Below are 20,294 nucleotides of genomic sequence, written 5' to 3' on the forward strand. Positions count from 1 at the left end.
CATGGACCGCTTCCTATATCAGATTTCGGTTCATAACACAGCGACGGAGATCATCCAGACCCGCCGCCACCTCGGTGTGACCTCGAACACTGGGGGCGGCTAGAGTACGCGGGTTGTCAGCAAGTGATCCACCCGGCACCCAGCGCAGATGGGCGTGGAGCGCTGGTTCGTCGGGTGGATCGGCGCGCGCTTGCGAATTCGCATCCAGGCGCCGGACGGTGCGTCTCCACCGGCCGGCGCGTTGTTCGGCACAGGAGGACACAGATGTCCGACACCTTGGCCGCCGAGGGCGGCGGGATCTCCCTCACCGGAGCCAATGTCACGTACGTCGTCATCGCCGCGGTGATCGCGCTGGTCGCGCTCGCCTTCGCCGCCGCCTTGACGAAAACGGTGCTGGCCGCCGGCAAGGGCACCACAAACATGCAGGAGATCTCCGGGGCCGTGCAGGAGGGCGCCTCGGCCTACCTGCTCCGGCAGTTCCGGACCCTGGCGATCTTCGTGGTGATCGCCGTGGTGCTGCTGTTCCTGCTGCCGGTGCACGACACCGACGGCAGCGAAGTCGCGGTGAAGATCGGTCGCTCGCTCTTCTTCGTGGTCGGCGCCCTGTTCAGCGCCTTCATCGGTGGCGCGGGCATGTGGCTGGCGACCCGGGCCAACCTGCGGGTGGCGGCCGCCGCCCGGGAGCGGGAAGGCGGCCGGGAGTCGGCCATGAAGATCGCCTTCCGGACCGGTGGGGTGGTCGGCTTCCTCACCGTCGGTCTCGGCCTCTTCGGCGCCGCGCTCGTCGTCCTGATCTTCCGGGGCGACGCGCCGACGGTGCTGGAGGGCTTCGGCTTCGGCGCCGCGCTGCTGGCCATGTTCATGCGGGTCGGTGGCGGCATCTTCACCAAGGCCGCCGACGTCGGCGCCGACCTGGTCGGCAAGGTCGAGCAGGGCATCCCCGAGGACGACCCGCGCAACGCCGCCACCATCGCCGACAACGTGGGCGACAACGTCGGCGACTGCGCCGGCATGGCCGCCGACCTCTTCGAGTCGTACGCGGTCACCCTGGTCGCCGCGCTCATCCTGGGCCGGGCCGCGTTCGGCACCGACGGTCTGGTGCTGCCGCTGATCATCTCCACGATCGGTGTGCTGGTCGCCATCATCGGCGTCTTCATCACTCGGCTGCGCGCCTCCGACCGCAACGGCCTGACCGCGATCAACCGGGCCTTCTACCTCTCCGCGCTGATTTCTGCGGTGCTGGTCGCGGTGGCCTCGTTCGCCTACCTCCAGCCGTCCTGGACGGCGCAGCTCGGCGACGACTGGCGGACCACCCTCGGCGTCAACGGCGGCGACCCACTCTTCGGCCCCCGTGGCGTGGTAATCGGTGCGGTGATCATCGGTATCGTGCTGGCCGCCGCCATCCAGGCGCTGACCGGTTACTTCACCGAGACCAACCGGCGCCCGGTGCAGGACATCGGCAAGAGCTCGCAGACCGGTCCGGCCACCGTCATCCTGGCCGGCATCAGCGTCGGCCTGGAGTCGGCGGTCTACTCGGCGCTGCTCATCGGTGCCGGTGTCTTCGGCGCCTTCCTGCTGGGTGGCGGCTCCATCACCCTGTCGCTGTTCGCCGTGGCGCTGGCCGGTACCGGTCTGCTCACCACCGTCGGCGTGATCGTCGCGATGGACACGTTCGGCCCGATCTCCGACAACGCCCAGGGTGTGGCCGAGATGTCCGGCGACATCGACGAGCACGGCGCCCGTACGCTCACCGAGCTGGACGCCGTCGGCAACACCACCAAGGCGATCACCAAGGGCATCGCGATCGCCACCGCGGTGCTGGCCGCGACCGCGCTCTTCGGCTCCTACACCGACACGCTGCGAACCGCGTACGCCGACGCCGGGGTGACCGACGTGGGTGCCGAGATCCTCAACGCATTGAACGTGTCGAACCCGCAGAACCTGGTCGGCCTGATCATCGGCGCGGCGGTGGTGTTCCTCTTCTCCGGTCTGGCCATCAACGCGGTCTCCCGTTCGGCGGGTGCCGTGGTGATGGAGGTCCGTCGGCAGTTCCGCGAGCTGCCCGGGATCATGGACCGCACCCAGCGTCCGGAGTACGGCAAGGTCGTCGACATCTGCACCCGCGACGCGCAGCGTGAGCTGCTCACCCCCGGCCTGCTGGCGATCCTGGCGCCGATCGCGGTCGGCTTCGGCCTCGGGCCTGGCGCGCTGGCGTCGTACCTGGCCGGTGCGATCGGTGCCGGCACCCTGATGGCGGTCTTCCTGGCCAACTCCGGTGGTGCCTGGGACAACGCCAAGAAGATGGTCGAGGACGGCGCGTACGGCGGCAAGGGTTCCGAGTCGCACTCCGCGACAGTCATCGGTGACACCGTCGGTGACCCGTTCAAGGACACCGCCGGCCCCGCGATCAACCCGCTGATCAAGGTGATGAACCTGGTGGCGCTGCTGATCGCGCCGGCCGTGGTGGCGTGGAGCGTGGGCGACGACCGCAACGTCGGCCTGCGGGTCACCATCGCGGTGGTGGCGACGTTGATCGTCGTCGCGGCGGTGGTGTTCAGCAAGCGCAAGAGCATCGCGATGGGCGACGACGCCGACAGCGGTTCCGGCAGCGCGGACCCGCGTCCGGAGGAGATCAAGGCCTGACGCGCGGCGTACACAGGTCCCCGGCCGGCAGCTGTCTGCCGGCCGGGGACCGTCGCCGGTCCGGACCCGGTACCGATGACCGGTGCCGACCGGGGAGAGAAGCCGTACGCTGCAACGCATGCGTACGTGCCGGGCGGCAGCCGCCGGAAAGTTCACGGTGGTCCTGGCCACGCTGATGATGTTGGTCGCCTGCGGCTCCGATGGCCCCAGTCCGCGGGCCTGGGCCGCCTCGGTCTGTTCGGCGCTCACTCCCTGGCGGGCCGAGATCAGCAAGCTGACCAACAGCACCGACCAGCAGATGACCGCGCAGACCACCCCGGCGCAGGCCAAGGAGAACCTGGTCCGGCTCTTCGGTGGCGCCGAGCAGGCCAGCGAGACCGCCCGACGCAAGGTGGAGCAGGCCGGAGTGCCCGAGGTCGAGCATGGCGAGGAGGTCTCCGCCGGCTTCCGCGCCTCGCTCGCGTCGATGCGGGACGCCTACGGCCGGGCCCGGACCACCATCGACGGCCTGGGCACCGGTGAGGCCAGCACCTTCTACGAAGGTGTCCAGGCCGCCGTGGAAACCCTCCAGCAGGAGTACGACGCGAGCGCGCTGGACACCAGCCGGCTCGACTCCGAGGAGTTGAAGCGCGCCTTCGACGAGGTACCCGAATGCCGCTGAGCGGTTCCGGCGAGACACCGGCGGCGCAACCGCTGCCGGTGTCCTTCCCACCGCCCGACGAGACCTCACCGGTCCGCCGTCGTCGGCCGACCGGCCGTCGACCCGCCCCCGTCGACCCGCCGGCCGACGACGACGCTGCGGACCGGCCGACACCGGTGCCGGGCGGTGTCACCGGTGCCGATCGGCAACTTGTCTTCTTCGGCGCGGAGACCGGTGAGCCCTCCGTGGCCGACCTGGCCGGGCTGCTCGCCGGCCCGGGCGAGGTGCACCGGATGGGCGGCACGGCCCGGTTGTCGGTGGTGGTGGAGGCGGCGTGGCGGGTGCACGTGCTCATCGCTGAGCTGGCCCAGCGGGGTGTCCGGAGCAGTTGGGCACCCACCGAGGACCAGCGTTACGCGGTGCGGACCGCGTACACCCGGACGATCGTGCCGCTCGCGGCGGCCTGGCTGCGCGGCCCGACGCAGCATCCGCCGCCCGGGTTCCAGCTCGATGGCCGGCGGCTGCGTCTCTGGCTCGCCGCGGCTGGCGTGGCCGATCCGCCCGATTTTCTGCTCCACCTCGGCGGTAGTGACCCGACGCGGTGGGCTGCGGTCGGTGCGGCCCTGGCCACGGCCGGGCTGACCGGTGAGCTGGTCGAGGCCGGACCGGGCGGCCCCGCGTACCGGATCGCGGGCCGTCGCGGGACGCAGCGGCTGGCCGAGCTGGTCGGTGAGCGCCCGCCCGCGAGCCCGCCGTCGGCCTGGCCGACCCGGGCCTGACGGTCGGGCGGCTGTCCGATCGGAGACAGCCAGGTGTCGGGGAACACAGGGAGAATCGGCCGGGTTTGACCTCCACTGAGGGGCTGCCATGGTCACAGCGGCCCGCTCGTCACCCTACCCAGGGTGTACGGTGACGCCGTCTGGCGTGACCACGGATCGTCCGGGGCGGATTGTCGCCCGCGAAACCCGAAACACGGACGGCGCGTTACGTTGGACATCCGGACCGCCGGGCACCGGTGGGCCGAGTGCGCCCCAAGCCGGCCAGGCGCGGCCATTGAGTGGGAATGAGGTCGAAACAGACGTGCCGAGCAACGCTGGAACCACCCGTCTGGTCATCGTCGAGTCTCCGGCGAAGGCCAAGACGATCTCGGGCTATCTGGGCCCGGGGTATGTCGTGGAGGCCAGCTTCGGGCACGTCCGTGACCTGCCCCGCAACGCCGCCGACGTGCCAGCCCGCTACAAGGGCGAGTCGTGGGCGCGGCTCGGCGTCGACGTCGACAACGGCTTCCACGCCCTCTACGTCGTCTCCGCCGACCGCAAGCAGCAGATCAGCAAGCTGACCAAGCTGGCCAAGGAGGTCGACGAGATCTTCCTGGCCACGGACGAGGACCGCGAGGGCGAGGCGATCGCCTGGCACCTGGTGGAGACGCTCAAGCCCAAGGTGCCGGTCCGGCGGATGGTGTTCCACGAGATCACCAAGCCGGCGATCCAGGCGGCGGTGGCCAACCCCCGGGAGATCGACCGGGATCTGGTCGACGCCCAGGAGGCCCGGCGCATCCTCGACCGGCTCTACGGCTACGAGGTCTCCCCGGTGCTGTGGAAGAAGGTCATGCCGAAGCTCTCGGCGGGCCGGGTGCAGTCCGTGGCCACCCGGATCGTGGTCGAGCGGGAACGGCAGCGGATGGCCTTCCGCACCGCCGAGTACTGGGACATCCTGGCCACGCTCGCCGTGACCAACCCGGGCGAGGGGCCGCGCAGCTTCAACGCCACCCTGGTCGCGCTGAACGGCGACCGGATCGCCACCGGCAAGGACTTCGAGCCGACCACCGGCCGGGTCCGGCCCGGTGCCGGTGTGGTCCACCTCGACGAGGGCGGCGCCCGAGGGCTCGCCGCCCGCCTGGAGGGGCGGCCGTTCGCCGTCACCCGGGTCGAGGAGAAGCCGTACCGACGCCGCCCGTACGCCCCCTTCATCACCTCCACGCTCCAGCAGGAGGCGGCCCGGAAGTTGCGGTTCTCGTCGCAGCAGACGATGCGCACCGCGCAGCGGCTCTACGAGAACGGCTACATCACCTACATGCGTACCGACTCGGTGAACCTGTCGGACACCGCCATCGCCGCGGCCCGCCGGCAGATCGTCGAGCTGTACGGCGAGCGCAGCGTGCCGCCGGAGCCGCGTCGCTACACCGGCAAGGTGAAGAACGCGCAGGAGGCCCACGAGGCGATCCGCCCGGCGGGGGACAACTTCCGCACCCCGGGCGATGTGGCCAAGGAGTTGTCGGCCGAGGAGTTCAAGCTCTACGAGCTGATCTGGCGGCGCACCATCGCCTCGCAGATGACCGACGCCGTCGGCTCCAGCGTCTCGGTGCGGATCCGGGCGACCACCTCCGGCGGCGAGGAGGCCGATTTCGGCGCCACCGGCAAGACCATCACCGACCCGGGCTTCCTGCGGGCGTACGTCGAGTCCAGCGACGACGAGAACGCCGAGGCCGAGGACGCCGAGCGTCGGCTGCCGAACCTGGTCAAGGACCAGCCGCTGACCGCCGACCAACTGGCCGCGCAGGGACACCACACCCAGCCGCCGGCCCGCTACACCGAGGCGTCGCTGGTGAAGGCCCTGGAGGAGCTGGGCATCGGCCGCCCGTCGACGTACGCGTCGATCATGCAGACGATCCAGGACCGCGGGTACGTCTTCAAGCGCGGCCAGGCGATGATCCCGTCGTTCCTGGCCTTCGCGGTGATCGGGCTGATGGAGCGGCACTACCCGCGTCTGATCGACTACGACTTCACCGCCAGCATGGAGAACGAGCTGGACGAGATCGCCGGTGGCGATCACGCCGCCGTCGATTTCCTCACCGCCTTCTACTTCGGCAGCAGCAACGGCACCGGCGACCAGGCCATCGCGCACGCGGGCGGGCTGAAGAAGCTGGTCACCGAGAACCTCAGCGAGATCGACGCGCGCAGCGTCAACTCGATTCCGCTGTTCACCGACGACGACGGACGTGAGGTGGTGGTGCGGGTCGGCCGGTACGGGCCGTACCTGCAACGCTCGGTGCCCGGCGAGGAGCAGACGCCCGCCGCGGAGGGCGAGGAGGCGACCACCCCGGGCGACCGGGCGCCGATCCCGGAAGGGCTCGCGCCGGACGAACTGACGCCGGAGAAGGTGCACGAGCTGTTCCTCGGCGGCGGGGGCGAACGCAAGCTGGGCGACGACCCGGCGACCGGCGAGCCGATCCTGCTCAAGTCCGGCCGGTTCGGTCCGTACGTGGCCAGCGGCGAGCGCAAGTCCTCACTGCTGCGCTCCCAGTCGCCCGACTCGCTCACCCTCGATCAGGCACTCAAGCTGCTCAGCCTGCCCCGGCTGGTCGGGGTCGGCCCGGATGGCGCGGAGGTGTTCGCCAACAACGGCCGCTACGGCCCGTACGTCAAGCGTGGTGACGAGTTCCGCTCGCTGGACTCGGAAGACAAGATGTTCACCGTCACGCTGGACGAGGCCCTGGCGTTGCTGGCCGCACCGAAGACCCGCCAGCGGCGGGCCGCCGCCCCGCCGCTGCGGGAGATGGGCAACGACCCGCTGACCGAGAAGCCCCTGGTCATCAAGGACGGTCGGTTCGGCCCGTACGTCACCGACGGGGAGACCAACGCCTCATTGCGACGCGGCCAGACCCCCGAGGCGTTGAGCCTTGAGGAGGCCTCCGAGATGCTCGCCGAGAAGCGGGCAAAGGGTCCGGCCCCGAAGAAGAAGGCCGCCGCGAAGAAGGCCCCGGCCAAGAAGGCGACGGCGAAGAAGGCGACCAAGTCCACCGCCACCAAGGCCACGAAGACCACCGCCACCAAGGCCACGGCAAAGAAGACCCCCGCCGCCAAGTCCACCCCGGCCAAGGCCCGCACCACCGACTGACCTCGCCGGATCATGGTCCGAAACCGCCCCCTGAGGGGCGCTCGCGGACCAAGATCGGCGTCGTCAGGGGTGCCAACCCGCCGCTGTCAGGGCGGTGCGGAGTTGGGTGATGACCTGGGTGGGCGCTTGGCGGATGGCCCAGGCCGGGAAGCGGAGCACCCGGTCGCCGCGCTGCCACAGGTCGTTCTGCCGGCGCATGTCCGCCCACGCCGCGGCCGGATGGAGATGCTGGCCGCCGTCGATCTCCACGAGCACTCCCCACTCCTCGAACAGCGCGTCCAGGTAGCGGCGCCGGCCGGCGGCATCCCGCCGGACCGCCTGCCGGGTCGGCTCGGGCAACCCGGCGCGCCGGACGAGGGCGAGGAACTCCAACTCCGGCAGGGAGTGAGCGCCACCGGCCGCGTCGACGGCCGTCCGCCGGATCAGGCTGCGCCGTCGGGCGCGGGGCAGGCGATCGAGTACGCGCTGGACATCGTCGCCGCCAACGAGGCGCTGCTGAAATCCGGCCGCGATGATGGCACACGCCTCATGGTCATCGGCCGCCCATTGCGCTGCGTCCACGATCGACCGAGCCGGCATAGTCCGACGCGGTTGCCCGACGTGGAGAACGTCCTCGTCGGCCAGAATGGTGGTGCGGTGCACCCGGACACCGGGTGGCATCGCACGCGGCCGGTGCCCGGCCGGTATGAGCAGGTGCACGAATCCGTCGTCATGTCTGCGCAGGCCCCACGCCAGGGCGGCGCTCAACCCACCGAGCATCGCCGCCGGGCCGGCGGACAGAACGGCGATCCACGGCAGTTGCGTAGGTGTCAAAGGACCGTTGTGCGTCACGTAAACGGCTCGATGCACCTGCCGCCAACGACCGGACGTGACCCGGTGCCGGATGGCCTTCGGTGACAGGTGCCGGCGGGCCTGATCGAGGCTGAGCACCTGCTCCTGATGGAACAGCAACCAGGTCAGCTCATCCGCGTCGTCCCTCGGAAGCCCTGACCCCCGGCTGCGGAACGCCGCCCTCGGGTCACGGACCCAACCGTCTCGCCAGCCAGCCCTCGGATTCCGTCCACGCCGGCGTTGGTGTGCCCGCTGGACCGCTCGCTCATCTCGTCGGTGCCCCGGTCCCACCCCGTGCCCCGCTGATCCGCCTTGAACGGATGGCCCCTCCACTGGTCCCGCACCCCGACTTCCCATGCGACCACCCTGCCCGGGCACCTTCTCCCCGCGCTGCCCCTGTGGATAGCCGGCAGATCTTGGTCCGAGAACGCCCCTCAGGGGGGCGGATTCGGACCAAGATCCGGGGTGGGTTCAGCCGAGGAGGCTGGTGAGGTAGGGGGTGGTGAAGGTGCGGTGGGGGTCGAGGTGGGCGCGGATGCGCTGGAAGTCGGGCCAGCGGGGATAGGCGGTGGCGAGCGAGGCGGCGTCGCGCCAGTGCAGCTTGCCCCAGTGCGGTCGGCCGCCCAGCCCGGTCGCCACCTCCTCGAAGGCCCGGAAGTACGGCTCGTACGGCATGCCGATGTACTGGTGCAGGGCGAGGTACGCCGAATCACGGCCGTAGGCGGGTGACAACCAGATGCCGTCACCCGCGCTGAAGCGAACCTCGACCGGGAAGAGCACCTTGAACGGCAACCCGTCGATGATGCCGCGCACCGCCGCCAGCGCCTCGGCCAGCGCCTCGCGTGGCAGCGCGTACTCCATCTCCAGGAAGCGGACCCGGCGTGGGCTGCAGAAGACGGCGTCGGAGCGACCGGTGTAGCGGCGCTCGCTGAGCGCCCGCGCGGAGATCGCGCTGATGCCCGGCGCCACGCCCGGCACGGCGCGGCCGAGCCGGCAGGCTCCGGCAAAGACGGTGTTGGCCAGGAAGTCGTCGTCCAACCAACCGCGCCAGCGGGACAGCGGGCGGTCGTCGATGGGTACCCGGTCGTTGGTCTTGAGCTGCACCCGGTCGGTGTAGGGGAACCAGAAGAACTCCAGGTGATCGTGCGCGTCGACCAGGTCGGGCAGTTGCGCCAGCACCGCACCCAGCGATGCCGGCCGTTCGTGAGCCAGCAGGACGAAGGCGTCCACACAGCGCAGCGTCACCTCGACCAGTACGCCGAGCGAGCCGAGCGCGACCCGGGCGGCGTCGAACACCTCCGGGTGCTCCTCGGCGGAACAGCGCAGCACCTCCCCGGTTGCGGTGAGCAGGGTCAACGCCTCGACGAAGGTGGCCAGGCCGCCGTGGGTCGCACCCGTGCCGTGGGTGCCGGTGGAGATGGCGCCGGCCACGGTCTGCGCGTCGATGTCACCGAGGTTGGGCAGCGCCAGTCGGTGGCCGGCGAGTAGCGCATTCACCTCCCGTAGCGTCATCGCGGCCGGTACGGTGACGAGGCGTCGATCGACGTCCACACGTACGTCGATGGCGAGTCGGGTCAGGTCCATCCGCTGCCCGTCGCTGACCGCGACGGGGGTGAAGGAGTGGCCGCTGCCGACCGGGCGGATCCGCTCACCGGTTTCGGCGGCACGTCGGATCTGCTCGGCGGCCTCGTCAACCGAGGACGGCCGTAGTACGGCGGTGGCCACGCCGCGTTGGTTGCCTGCCCAGTTCGACCAGGCGGCGGTCCTGGTGGCGGTGCTCTCGGCCATGGGCCCGCTCCTCAAGGTGAATATGAACCGAATTCATATCAGGAACGTTGTCCCTGGTAAACACCGCAATCGAGGTCCGCTCGTTGTACCGGTAGTCACGGACTCGTGACGTGCAGATATGTTCATCCGTCGAGAGGGGGGTGGCGAGTGTCCACTTCAGCCGCCACGACCGGGCCACTGCGTCGAGTACCAGTGCAGGGTCGTAGTGTCGCGCGGGTCCAGCGGATGCTGGACGCCTGCGCCGAACTCGTCGACGAGGTGGGGTACGAGGGGCTGACCACCACCCTGCTCGCCGAGCGGGCCGAGGTGGCGATCGGGTCGGTCTACCAGTTCTTTCCGGACAAGCGGGCGATCGTGCAGGCGCTGACGCTGCGCACGATGGAGTCCTACCTCCAGCGGCTCGATGAACGCTTCGCCTCGGACGACCTGACCCACTGGTGGGACGGGGTCGACGCGGGGATCGATGAATACATCACGATGCACCGCACCGTTCCCGGGTTCCGTACCCTGCACTTCGGCGACGTGGTCGACCTGCATCTGCTCGATGAGCAGCGGGACAACAACGGGGTGATCGCCGACCAGCTGGCTCGGGTGCTCACCGAGCGATTCGGGCTGGCCGACGTGCCGGACCTGCGTTTCCACCTGGAGATCGCGGTGGAGGCGGCCGACGCCCTGATCAAGCTGGCGTTCCGGCGCAAGCCGGACGGGGACGATCGGGTGTTGACCGAGGCGAAGGCGCTGATCCGGGAGTACCTGCACCGGCAGGTCAACGCCCGGGGTGACGCCGGTCGTCGGTCGGTGGTGCAGCCGGCGAAGCCGGCCGACGACCAGATCGTCGCCGACACCGAGCCCGCGCAGCCGGCGGCCCAACCCGCCTGACACCGACCCGCGCCTGACACCGACCCACCTGGGCCGGCCAAGCCGGGCCGAGACGGCCACCGGCCAGACGGTCAGAGAAAGGCTCGACCCTCGCCCCGGTAGGTCGGCACCGTCGCCACCACCTGGTCGCCGTCCACCAGGTGCAGCTCGTTCACCCGTTCACACAGTTCGCCCGACTTCGCGTGCCGGAACCAGACCCGGTCGCCGACGCGCAGGTGGGCGGCGGGCGCGCCGGTCAGCGGGGTCTGCACCTCGCCGGCACCTTCGGCGCCGAGCAGGCTGAGCCCGGCGGGCAACCACGGGCGGGGCAGCCGGCTGCGGTCGGCCGAGCCGGAGGCGATCCAGCCACCGCCCAGCACGGTGGCCAGGTCGGGCGTCGGGCGCCGGACCACCCCGCAGGCGAAGAAGGCCGCCGGGGTGGGGCGCCAGGCGCGGTAGGCGTCGAACAGCGTCGGCCCGTACAGGCCCGATCCCGCGGTGATCTCGGTCACCGCGGGATCGGCGCGGGTCGCGGCCACGCTGCCGGTGCCGCCGCCATTGACGAACTCCAGGTCGGCGTGCTCGCGTACGGCGGCCACCGCCGCGCTCCGGCGGACCAGCAGCTCCCGGTACGAACCGCGTTGGGCCAACCGGATCGCGGTGCCGAGCGCCGCCCGCCCGGGCGGTGCGTCGCCCAGGCCGGCGATCTGCGCCTCGTACGACATCAGCCCGACCAGGCGGAAGCCCGGGCGGCCGGCGACGGTGGCGGCCAACCGGCCGGCCGCCCGGGCGCTGTGCACGGGTGACCGGCGGACGCCGACGTGCAGCCGCCCGCCGAGCAGCCGCCACGAGGCGTCCAGGTCCAGGCAGATGCGCAGCTCGGACCGGCGCCCCGGGGGCGACACCGCGTCACAGAAGTCCAGTTGGTCCGGGTCGTCGACCATCAGGGTGATCGCGGCGGCCAGCACCGGATCGGCACCGAGTTCGGTTAGCGCGCCTCGGTCGGCGGTGGGGTACGCCACCAGCACGTCGGCGCTGATCCCGGTGCGGACCAGCCAGATCGCCTCGGGCAGGGTGAACGCCATCACCGCGTGCCAGCCCGGCCCGGCCAGCGTGCGGGCGATCAGGTCACGGCTGCGCACCGATTTGCTGGCGACCCGCAGCGGCTTGCCGCCGGCCAGGTCGACGAGGGCGGCGGCGTTGGCGTCGAAGGCGCCGAGGTCGACCACCGCGTACGGCGGGTCGAGGTGCGCGGTCGCCCGGTCCAGCCGGTGGCGCAGATTCTCGCTGTCGGTAGCCACGTGTGCACGCTAACTGTGAAACGGTGAATGCGAAATACCCTCGCGTCCGCGTTGCCCGGGTCGGGCTGGCCACGGCGGCCTAGGCTCGGCGAGCAGGCGGTGCAGGACGGGAGGACGTCCTTGCCGGGTCTAGAGTGTTCCACCGGGGGTGCCCAGCGATGGGCCGGCACGTGGAGGTACGGCCATCGAAAGCGAGTTCAACGGCGAGTCGTCCGGCGTGTCGCCGTCCACGGACCAACCTGCCGGCACAGCCGGGCAGCCCACCGGCGCGACCGGCCAGTCCGGCGGTGCCACGAACCAGTCCGGCAAGGCGGGGACGCAGAGCCCGTCGGGCGGCCCCGGCGGCCAACCCGACCTGACCGGGTACGGCGCGATCCGCTCGGTGCTGCGCATCCGGCCGTTCCGGCGGCTCTGGATCGTGCTCGGCGCAGCCTCCTTCGGTGACTGGCTCGGCCTGCTCGCCACAAGCGTCTTCGCCGCCGCCCAGGTGGAGGGGAGCACCGCGAAGGGCGCGGCCTTCGGTGGCGTGATCGCTATCCGGCTGCTGCCCGCCCTGCTGCTCGGCCCGGTCGCCGGAGTGCTCGCCGACCGGTTCGACCGACGCTGGACGATGGTCATCTGCGACCTGCTGCGGTTCGTGCTCTTCGCCTCCATCCCGCTCTACGCGCTGACCGGCGCCAGCGGCGCGCGGGTGGTCAGTTGGGCGGCGATCGCCACCTTCCTGATCGAGACGGTCACCCTGCTCTGGATCCCGGCCAAGGAAGCCGCGGTACCGAACCTCATCCCGCGGGCCCGGCTGGAGACGGCCAACCAGCTCACCCTGATCACCACGTACGGCCTGACCCCGGTCTTCGCCGCGATCGTGCTCTCGTCGCTCGACGGCATCATCCGGGGTGCCACCGGCGGCGAGATGCCGGACTGGGCCCAGCCGGCCCAACTCGCGCTCTGGTTCAACGCGTTCTCCCGGCTCGCCACCGCCGTCGTGGTGGCCTTCGGCATCAAGGAGATCAGCCAGGGGCAGACCGACGAACGGGAGCGCACCGAGCAGAGCATGATGCGCCAGTTCACCGAGGGCTGGCGGTTCATCGGGCAGACCCCGCTGGTGCGCGGACTGGTCCTCGGCATCCTCGGTGCCTTCGCCGGCGGCGGCATCGTCATCGGCACGGCCCGGTTCTTCGCCGACTCGCTCGGTGCCGGTGACGCCGCGTTCTACCTGCTGTTCGGCGCGATCTTCATCGGCCTGGCGATCGGTATCGGGCTCGGGCCGATGATCGTGCGGGAGATGTCCCGACGTCGCTGGTTCGGCATGAGCATCGTGCTGGCCAGCGCCTCGGTGATGACGCTGGCCTTCGCCATCCACCTGTCCATGGCGCTGGTCGGTGCGGTCTTCGTCGGGGCCGGCGCCGGAATGGCCTTCCTCTCCGGCACCACCCTGCTCGGCGGCGAGGTCGCCGACGAGGTACGCGGCCGGGTCTTCGCCGTCGTGCAGATCGGTACCCGGCTCGTGCTGATCCTGGCGATCGCGCTCGGGAGCCTGCTGGCCGGTGTCGGTGGCTCCCGCACGCTTACCATCGCCGACCTCGGCATCTCCGTCTCCTCCACCCGCCTGCTGCTGCTCGCTGCCGGCGCGGCCGGCATCTTCGCCGGGATCAGCGCCTTCGGGCAGATGGACGACAAGAAGGGCGTGCCGGTCCTGGCCGACCTGTGGGGGTCGATCCGGGGCCGTCCGCTGATGCCAGCCGAGCCGTTCGTCTCGGCCGGACTCTTCGTGGTGTTCGAGGGCGGCGAGGGCGCCGGCAAGTCGACCCAGCTCGGCAAGCTGGCTGAGCTGCTGCGCGGCCAGGGACGGGACGTGGTTGTCACCCGGGAACCGGGCGCCACCGGCGTCGGTGCCCGGATCAGGTCACTGGTGCTGGACACCACGCCCGACGAGGCGCCCTCCCCGCGCGCCGAGGCGCTGCTATACGCCGCCGACCGGGCGCATCATGTGGCCACCGTGGTCCGGCCCGCGCTGACCCGGGGCGCGGTCGTGATCAGCGACCGGTACGTCGACTCGTCCCTGGCCTACCAGGGTGCCGGCCGGACGCTGCCGGTCGACGAGGTGTCCTGGCTCTCCTCCTGGGCCACCGGCGGGCTCAAGCCCGATCTGGTGGTGCTGCTCGACGTCGACCCGCGTACCGGGCTGTCCCGGGTCGCGGCGCGCGCGGAGAGCGCCGACCGCCTGGAGGCCGAGTCGATCACCTTCCACGACCGGGTCCGGTACGCCTTCCTCGATCTCGCTGCCGCCGACCCGAAGCGTTACCTGGTCCTCGACGCCGCCCGCTCGGTCGAGGAGATCGCCGAGCGGGTCGCCCGCCGGGTGGAGGAACTGCTCGGCAGCGCCGACGGGATCGACCACCCGGGTCGGGCGCACGGTCCGGACACCTCGGTGCAGCCCGAGTTATCCCCGTCGGAGCTGGTGACGACGGAGCGGACCTGATGCCGGACGCCTTCGCCGACCTGGTCGGGCAGGACGAGGCGGTGCAGACGCTGCGCCGGGCTGCCTCGGCCGCCGCCGCCGCGCTGCGCGAAACCGGCGAACCCGAGGCGGCCGTCGGCGCTGACCCGGGCGGGGGGATGACCCACGCCTGGATCTTCACCGGACCGCCCGGCTCGGGCCGGTCGGTCGCGGCACGGGCCTTCGCCGCCGCGTTGCAGTGCGTGCACGGCACCGGCTGCGGCGAGTGCCCCGGCTGCCACACCACCCTCGCCGGCACCCACGCCGACGTCCGGCTGGTGGTGCCCGATGGGCTCTCCATCGGGGTGAACGAGATGCGGGCCCTGGTGCTCCGCGCGGCCAGTACGCCGTCCGGTGGGCGCTGGCAGGTCGTCATCATCGAAGACGCCGACCGGTTGACCGAGGCTGCCGGCAACGCACTGCTCAAGGCGGTGGAGGAGCCGCCGCCGCGTACGGTCTTCCTGCTCTGCACGCCGTCCACCCACCCGGACGACATCTCGGTGACCATCCGGTCGCGGTGCCGGGTGGTGCCGTTGCGGCAGCCGGCGGCCGAGGCGGTGGCCGACGTACTCGTCCGCCGGGACGGGATCGCCCCCGACGTGGCGCGCTGGACGGCGGCCGCCACCCAGGGCCATGTGGGGCGGGCCCGCCGGCTGGCGCGTGATCCGCAGGCTCGGGCCCGGCGGGAGGCGGTGCTCGCGGTGCCGCGTCGGCTCACCGGGGTGGGTGCCGCCTTCGACGCGGCGTCCGCGCTGATCGAGGCCGCCGAGGCGGAGGCCGAGGCGTCGGTCGCGGAGATCGATACCGCGGAGCGCGCGGCGCTGGAGACGGCACTCGGCGCTGGCGGCACCGGTCGAGGTGCGGCCGGTGCCGCCCGAGGAGCCGCCGGGCAACTGAAGGATCTGGAACGACGCCAGAAGTCACGGGCGACCCGGGCCCAGCGGGACGCGCTGGACCGGGCTCTGGTGGACCTCGCCGCCTTCTACCGCGACGCGTTGACCATGGCGCTGGGTGCGCCGGTGTCGCCGGTGCACTCCGACACCGCCGAGCTGGCCGAGGCGGGCGCTCGTAGCTGGCAGGCGGAGGGGGCGCTGCGGCGCCTGGAGGCGGTGCTCACCTGTCGCGCCGCGATCGAGGCCAACGTCAAGCCCCGGATCGCCGTCGAGGCGATGATGCTCGCCCTCTGGAAGGGCTGACCGCCGCCGGTCCGGCGCAACACCTCGGCGAACGGCCGTGCCCTCGCGCCCCCGGCCAGCCCGTGGCTGGACCGTTGTCCACAGGCATCGACAGGCGCAATTCACGTGCGGTACGGTCCGGTGTGCCGCGGTGACGGTGGCGGCACGCACAGTGATGAAACCGGGAGGAGTCCGGCGATGCCGCGGGGTGAGATCGACGAGGCGTGGATCGAGGAGGCGGTCCGGCGCTACCGCCGCATCGAGTCCCTCCAGGCCGAGTTCGACCAGGCCGTGGCGACGGTCGAAGTCACCGTCCGCTCACCGGACGGCCTGGTCGAGGTGGTGGTCACCGCCGGCGGCCGGATCACCGACGTGCGCTTCCTCGGCCCCCTGCACACCCGGGCACCGCGTGACGTCGCCGACTCGGTGCGGGCCGCGGTCACCGCCGCCGCCGACGCTGCCGAGTGGGCGAGGGAAAAGCTGCACAACGAGACCTTCACCGCCTACCGACCGCTCACGGGGGCCTGAGATGGACAGCCTTCGCATCCTGGCTGGCCGCCTCGACGAGGCCAGCGCCACGCTTACCGCGCTCTCCCGATCGGTCACCGCCGGAGACCCGGCGCAGGTGGCGTTCGGCGCCGACGCGCCCGGCCGACCGGGCGAGATCGGTCGGGCGTTGCACAGGCAGTGGGTGGCCGCCACCGGTGATCGGGCCCGGGAGGCGCACACCGCTGCCGCGCAGGTGGCGTCCGTGGCCGCCGCGCTGCGCGAGGCCGCCGACCGCTACTCCGACATCGATTCCGCCGTCTCCCGCCGGCTCGCCGGTGAGGCGTGATGGATTTCCTCGACCGGCTCGCCGAGCCCGGCCTTGACCTGCTGGGGCGGGTGGACACGCTGCTCGCGGCGGGTGCTCCCGAGGGGCACCGGGTCTGGCCGCTGCTGCGCCGGATGCAGGTGCTGCCCGGTGACGCGCTGCGTGGCTTCCTCGACCTGCGGCCGGGGCCGCTGGCCACCGCCGGGCACGCCGTCCGCCGGCACGTGCACGGCTACGACCATGCCTGCGCCGCACTGACCGACCCGTTGCTCTGGTCCGGTTCGGCCGCCATGGCGTACGGCCAGTCCCGGGCGGCCCTGCTGCGGCACCTTGACGAGGGCCCCGAGAGCCTGGTCGGGCGGCTGGAAGCCACCGCCGGCTACGCCGACGCGCTCGCCGACTGGGTGGAAGGCAGCCGGCTCGCCGTGGCCCGGGCCCTGGCCGAGGCGATCGGCTCGGCCGAGGCGGTAGCCGTCGTCGCCGCCACCTCGGTCCACCGGACGGCGGCGGGCTCCGGGGCGTCCGGGTCGGGTGGGGTGGCCGCCGCCGAGATCGGCGCCCGGCTGCTGGCGGTGCTCTGCGTCGCGTACGACGGCGCGGAGACCCTGTTGCGGCAGTGGTCACCGAGCCTCGCCGAGTCGCCGTGGCGGCCGGGGGGCGGGCGGTTCCGCCCGGACACCGGTAACGGCCCGGCTGGCGGTCGGACGACCCGCGTCGGCTGGTGAGGCCGGCGAGACCATCCGGTCGTCGTCGGGCGTCCGTCAACACCGTCGCCGATGCCGGCGCTCGCGCGTGCACAGGGTGCACGGCGCCGCTCGCGGGCACCCTTGCGAGTGGCCCGTCAGCGACGCCGTGACCTTCCCTGCACCCCCCGCAGGTCTGCTCTCCACTCAACGCGTTCGGGTCGGTCTTGTCCCGCCCGTGACGCAGGTTTCAGCCGTCCGGGCGGCATCGTCGTACCGGTGGTTGGGATGGGGGTCGGTCGAGTCGACAATCGTGGATGGCTGCGTGGTGTGCCGGCGGCGCGGGCTCTGCTGGAACGCTGCCGCCGATCGACCCGGCGCGTTCCCGCCCGCGCGACGTAGGGTGAGGGGATGGGCATGCTCTGCGCGGTCAGCTTTCAGCGGTACGGGCGTCTCTACTACCTCGACCCCGGCGACCTGAGTCCGCAGGTGGGCGACAAGGTGCTGGTGCCCACCGACGACGGCCCCGAGGTGGCGGAGTGCGTGTGGGCGGCGCAGTGGGTCACCGACGACACGGCGGGTTTTCCCCGGCTGGCCGGGATCGCTCAGGAGGAGGACCTGCGCCGCGACGAGGAACTGCGGCGGCGCAAGGCCGAGGCGAAGGTCGCGGCCAAACGGCTGATCCGCGAGCACGGCCTGCCGATGAAGGTGGTGGCGGTCGACCACGTGCTCGGCAACGGTGAGGGTGGCGGTGAGCGCAGCACCATCTACTTCACCGCCCCGCACCGGGTGGACTTCCGCTCCCTGGTCCGCGATCTCGGCGCGACCCTGCACTGCCGGGTGGAGCTGCGCCAGCTGTCAGCCCGCGATTCCGCACGGGTGCAGGGTGGCATCGGCTCCTGCGGCCGGGATCTGTGCTGCGCCACCTTCCTCAACGACTTCGAGCCGGTCACCATCCGGATGGCCAAGGACCAGGATCTTCCTCTCAACCCGCTGCGCATCTCCGGCGCGTGCGGTCGGCTGATGTGCTGCCTGAAGTACGAACATCCCCTGTACGCCAACTTCGCCGAATCCGCCCCGGCGATCGGCGCCCGCGTCACCACGCCGGAGGGGGAGGGTCGAGTGGTCGGTCACAGCGTCCCGAGGGACGCGGTCACCGTCCGCCTGGACGCCGACGGCTCGCGCTCCAGGTGCTCCCGCGCCGACGTCTGCGGCTCCCGCCGCGCCTACGACCAAACCCACACCCCACCCCCCGCGACCCCGGCACGCTGACCCCGCCCCCAGACCCCGGTGATCAAGAAGTTTTGGCCCTGGAACGGCGCTGCGGAGGGCGCAAACTTCTTGATCACCTCGACGGGTCGGGGTGGTCAGGTGAGGGTTACGGGGGGTTCGGCTAGGCGGGGGGTCAGGGGGGTGATGGGAGTCAGCCAGGAGGAGTCGGAGGACTGGTCGGGGTTGACCTGCCAGTCGCGGGCTACCCGGTCGACGGCGATCGGGTAGAGGGTGAGGGTGCCGCCCGGATCGATGCGCATCCTGACGAAGCCCTTGGCGTCCTCGATTCCCTGCCCGGCGAAAAGCTCATTGACGTTCACCCCGAACGCGCTCGCGAGTAGCAGGTACGCGGCCACAAGTTGGCTGGCCACCAGACCGATCACCGGCAGGTAGACCACTGCCGCGGCTACCGCCGGCAGCGGCCAGGACCAGTCGTGGAACGGCAGGGCGAGCCAGGCCCAGGTGCCGACGGCGGCCAACCCGACGTGCGCCAACCCGTGCCCGACGCCGAGGATCCAGTGCCGGGCGTGCCGCTTGCCGCTGGAACTGGGCGGCTTCGCGAACATCGCCGCCGCGAGCACCGTCACCAGCACCATCAGCACCAACGGCACGCTGAACAGCCGCTGCTCGGAGGCTTCGGACCGGAAGTCGGTCACGCCGGCCATGGAGAGCATCAGCAGGGTTTGCAGCACGCCCAGCAACGTCGAGAAGCCCGGGTTGCGGCGCGGCAGCCGGGCGAAGATCCCCCAGCCGTACCGGCGGGAGCGGGCAGCGTCGGGGTAGCGGCCCGCCAACTCGTACGCCTGCGACGGGCTGGACCGGCGGGCCAGGGTGTCGGGCGGTGGCACCTCGATGCGCTCGGGCAGCTTGTGCGTCGGGTACAGGTAGGCGCCGCCGCTGCCGGAGGTGACCAGCTGCCGCCCGTCCGGCCCGGTGTACCGCGCGTAGTGGTGCAGGTCGCCGGAGATCAGCAGCCGGACCTGGGCGCCGGTGGGCGCGACGATGGTCCGGATGAAGTAGTCGATCGAGTCGTACGCGGTCGGCTGGTCGACGGCCTTCACCCAGGCCGGAGCCGGCACCGCCAGGATCACCCGGCTCTGCGGCCCCAGCCGCTTCGCGACCGCGTCGAAGTAGGTGAGCTGCGGGTCGTCGACGTACGAGCCGGACTGGTCGTCGAGACCGAGCAGCCACCAGTCCGCCGGCAGTTCGGCGGCGAAGTACGACCGGGACTGGCCGGTACGCCAGCCGCCGAAGTGCCGGTCCCGGGTACGGACGAACAGCCGCAGGAAAGCGGTCAGCCCGTCGTACCAGTCGTGATTGCCGGGGACCGCGAAGATCGTCGGCTGCTCCGCCGGGGTGGCCGGCAGTGCCGCCTGGTACGGCCCCTTGCACCGGTCCTCGTACGCTGCGTACTCCGCCGACGGGTAGACCTGGTCGCCACCCATCACCAGGGTCTGCGCGCGGGGCAGCCGGTGCCCGTCCACGGTGATCTCCCGCTGGGCGAGCAGGTAGGCCACCGAGTAGGTGGCGTTGAACCCGTCACCCAGGTCGGCCACGTAGTCGAGCCAGAGCCCTCCGTCCGGCCCCACCTGCCGGGAGATCTCCGCGTCCAGCGCCTTCTGCAGCTCCCGCTTGTCCAGGTAGGCCCCGAACAGCATCGCCAGCAGCGTACGCAGGCCGGTGCTGATCAGCAGGAACGGCGCGAGCCACGGCACCGGCTTGCGGGGCGTGAAACCCAGCTCCAGCGGATCGGTGCTGCGGGGTCGCCGCGCCGCCCGACCTCCGGCGGCCTCCCCGGCGTACGGCCCCTGCGGCTGAATCCGATCGCCGGGCGAGGGCCCGACATCGCCCGGTTCGTCGCGAGAGGTGTGATCGTCGGTCATTCGCCGCAGCGT

The 20,294-nt window shown here is 71.7% G+C and carries 15 protein-coding genes; 11 read left to right on the forward strand and 4 right to left on the reverse strand.

Annotation, left to right across the window (positions count from 1 at the left end; genetic code table 11):
* Nucleotides 1–264: 264 nt before the first annotated feature.
* From Vse01_RS12650 to topA, 4 genes are all read left to right on the forward strand, one after another.
* Complete coding sequence (locus tag Vse01_RS12650; protein WP_093404070.1) at nucleotides 265–2,643, forward strand: sodium-translocating pyrophosphatase; 2,379 nt, start codon at nucleotides 265–267, stop codon at nucleotides 2,641–2,643.
* Between the two features lie 118 nt (nucleotides 2,644–2,761).
* Nucleotides 2,762–3,304, forward strand: a complete 543-nt coding sequence (locus Vse01_RS12655) for a hypothetical protein (protein ID WP_093404071.1) — start codon at nucleotides 2,762–2,764, stop codon at nucleotides 3,302–3,304.
* The gene (locus Vse01_RS12660) at nucleotides 3,295–4,062 is read left to right on the forward strand and encodes a hypothetical protein (RefSeq protein ID WP_093404072.1); all 768 of its coding nucleotides are present in this window, start codon (nucleotides 3,295–3,297) and stop codon (nucleotides 4,060–4,062) included. Before Vse01_RS12655 ends, Vse01_RS12660 begins: the two co-directional genes overlap by 10 nt.
* 301 nt (nucleotides 4,063–4,363) lie before the next feature.
* Nucleotides 4,364–7,180, forward strand: coding sequence for a type I DNA topoisomerase (gene topA / locus Vse01_RS12665; protein ID WP_093404073.1), 2,817 nt, complete (start codon nucleotides 4,364–4,366; stop codon nucleotides 7,178–7,180).
* Nucleotides 7,181–7,243: 63 nt separating this feature from the next.
* On the opposite strand, the gene Vse01_RS12670 is transcribed toward topA, so the two are convergent.
* Nucleotides 7,244–8,131 carry a DUF559 domain-containing protein gene (locus Vse01_RS12670; RefSeq protein ID WP_232511221.1) on the reverse strand — a complete coding sequence of 296 codons (888 nt, stop codon included), beginning with the start codon at nucleotides 8,129–8,131 and terminating at the stop codon, nucleotides 7,244–7,246.
* A 351-nt stretch (nucleotides 8,132–8,482) separates the two neighbouring features.
* Nucleotides 8,483–9,799: a D-arabinono-1,4-lactone oxidase gene (locus Vse01_RS12675; protein ID WP_093404074.1), complete on the reverse strand. Its 1,317-nt coding sequence runs from the start codon at nucleotides 9,797–9,799 to the stop codon at nucleotides 8,483–8,485.
* Nucleotides 9,800–10,024: 225 nt separating this feature from the next.
* Here Vse01_RS12675 and Vse01_RS12680 point away from each other — a divergent pair, with 225 nt between their 5' ends.
* Nucleotides 10,025–10,678 (forward strand): TetR/AcrR family transcriptional regulator, encoded by a 654-nt coding sequence (locus tag Vse01_RS12680; protein ID WP_093404075.1) that lies wholly within the window; start codon nucleotides 10,025–10,027, stop codon nucleotides 10,676–10,678.
* A 71-nt stretch (nucleotides 10,679–10,749) separates the two neighbouring features.
* On the opposite strand, the gene Vse01_RS12685 is transcribed toward Vse01_RS12680, so the two are convergent.
* Nucleotides 10,750–11,958, reverse strand: coding sequence for an amino acid deaminase/aldolase (locus Vse01_RS12685; protein WP_093404076.1), 1,209 nt, complete (start codon nucleotides 11,956–11,958; stop codon nucleotides 10,750–10,752).
* 148 nt (nucleotides 11,959–12,106) lie between these two features.
* Here Vse01_RS12685 and tmk point away from each other — a divergent pair, with 148 nt between their 5' ends.
* The 6 genes from tmk to Vse01_RS12715 all read left to right on the forward strand — a co-directional run bounded on the left by tmk (nucleotide 12,107) and on the right by Vse01_RS12715 (nucleotide 18,399).
* Nucleotides 12,107–14,437 carry a dTMP kinase gene (tmk, locus tag Vse01_RS12690; protein WP_373870667.1) on the forward strand — a complete coding sequence of 777 codons (2,331 nt, stop codon included), beginning with the start codon at nucleotides 12,107–12,109 and terminating at the stop codon, nucleotides 14,435–14,437.
* A complete protein-coding gene (locus Vse01_RS12695) occupies nucleotides 14,437–15,651 on the forward strand; it encodes a DNA polymerase III subunit delta' (protein ID WP_093404077.1) in 1,215 nt (404 codons plus the stop codon). Before tmk ends, Vse01_RS12695 begins: the two co-directional genes overlap by 1 nt.
* 177 nt (nucleotides 15,652–15,828) lie before the next feature.
* Nucleotides 15,829–16,158, forward strand: a complete 330-nt coding sequence (locus Vse01_RS12700; RefSeq protein ID WP_093404078.1) for a YbaB/EbfC family nucleoid-associated protein — start codon at nucleotides 15,829–15,831, stop codon at nucleotides 16,156–16,158.
* Nucleotide 16,159: 1 nt separating this feature from the next.
* On the forward strand, nucleotides 16,160–16,465 hold the full coding sequence (locus Vse01_RS12705) for a hypothetical protein (protein ID WP_093404079.1): 306 nt from the start codon (nucleotides 16,160–16,162) through the stop codon (nucleotides 16,463–16,465).
* Entirely contained in the window at nucleotides 16,465–17,169 is a 705-nt protein-coding gene (locus Vse01_RS12710; protein WP_093404213.1) for a hypothetical protein, read from the forward strand. Before Vse01_RS12705 ends, Vse01_RS12710 begins: the two co-directional genes overlap by 1 nt.
* Before the next feature lie 369 nt (nucleotides 17,170–17,538).
* Nucleotides 17,539–18,399, forward strand: coding sequence for a PSP1 domain-containing protein (locus tag Vse01_RS12715; protein ID WP_093404080.1), 861 nt, complete (start codon nucleotides 17,539–17,541; stop codon nucleotides 18,397–18,399).
* Between the two features lie 95 nt (nucleotides 18,400–18,494).
* Here Vse01_RS12715 and Vse01_RS12720 read toward each other — a convergent pair whose 3' ends face one another.
* On the reverse strand, nucleotides 18,495–20,282 hold the full coding sequence (locus tag Vse01_RS12720; protein ID WP_093404081.1) for a metallophosphoesterase family protein: 1,788 nt from the start codon (nucleotides 20,280–20,282) through the stop codon (nucleotides 18,495–18,497).
* Nucleotides 20,283–20,294: the final 12 nt, after the last annotated feature.

It is taken from the genome of Micromonospora sediminimaris (genome assembly GCF_016863575.1).
Classification (GTDB): Bacteria; Actinomycetota; Actinomycetes; order Mycobacteriales; family Micromonosporaceae; genus Micromonospora; species Micromonospora sediminimaris.